The sequence below is a fragment of the Halorubrum sp. SD41 genome (assembly GCF_058630335.1).
Window position 1 is genome coordinate 1 of sequence record NZ_JBZVGZ010000055.1, and the last position, 1,134, is coordinate 1,134.

The 1,134-nt window shown below is 59.8% G+C and carries 1 rRNA gene; it reads right to left on the reverse strand.

The features are described 5' to 3' along the window. Positions 1–1,134 (reverse strand): 23S ribosomal RNA (locus AC4NMM_RS15240); the annotation flags it as partial.

Sequence of the window (1,134 nt, forward strand, 5' to 3'; positions counted from 1 at the left end):
CAGAGCACCTGTGTCGGATCTCGGTACGGACATCGTGCTTGCCTTTTCACGGGCCCTATGTACGGCTGACTTTCGCTGTTTCGCGCTTCGCTCGCTTCGTGCCGTGACGGCGTCCACGAGTTTCCACGATTCGACCGGGCGAGTGCCCGGCTCAGCGTTCCACACGGCGTCGGCGTTTACTGCACGATGGCGCTGGAATATTAACCAGCTTCCCGTCGGTGTAGTCAAGTTGTGGTACACCTTAGGACCGGCTAACCCTCGGCTGAACGGCAGTGCCGAGGAACCCTTGCTCTTCAGGCCGTCGAGGTTCTCACCCGACTATCGCTGCTACTGTGACCAGGATTGTCGTTACTGGACGGTCCACACGAGCTCTCGCCCGGGCTTCCGTCCGACCAGTACGCCAACCTACGCGGTTGCCCCTGTCAAGGGCACGGCCAGGTCTCGGTGGTAGATTTGAGCCCCGATCATTTTGGGCGCCTCAAACCTCGGCCGGTAAGCTGTTACGCTTTTCTTAGCGGGTAGCTGCTTCTAAGCTCACCTCCCGGCTGTTTAGGGCTTGAGACCACCTTCGAATCGCACTTAATCTACACTTTGGGACCTTAACCCGGCTCTGGGTTGTTCCCCTCACGGTACACAGGCTTACCCCGCGCACCGGACTCCCTCCGTCTGCGACGCCTGCGGGTTTGGAGTTCGACAGGATGGCCGACTCCTCTCGGAGGCGGGTCATCCAATCGGTAGCTCTACCCCGCGGGCTATCTCGGGAGAGGTCATGCTTCGACATGTTTCGGTTGGAACCAGCTGTTGCCAGGCTCGATGGGCCTTTCACCCCTACACACGAGTCACGAGAGGGTATTGTAGAACACCAACTCTAACAGGCCTCCACGTGGCTTTCGCCACGCTTCACCTTGCTCGCGCGTAGATCGCCTGGTTTCGGGTCGCACCCGATTGACTCCCCGCGCTTGAACACGGTGGCCCTCGCACGAATGTGCTGCGGCCGTATCGGTTTCCCTGCGCCTTCCCCGGTTCACGGGTTAGACTCGCCAATCAAGTGCACTCCCTGGGTCGTTTTTCAAAACGCACGACACGACGCCGGCTCGTCTCTCTTCCTACTAGAGGATCGCTCCTCGGTCGTTT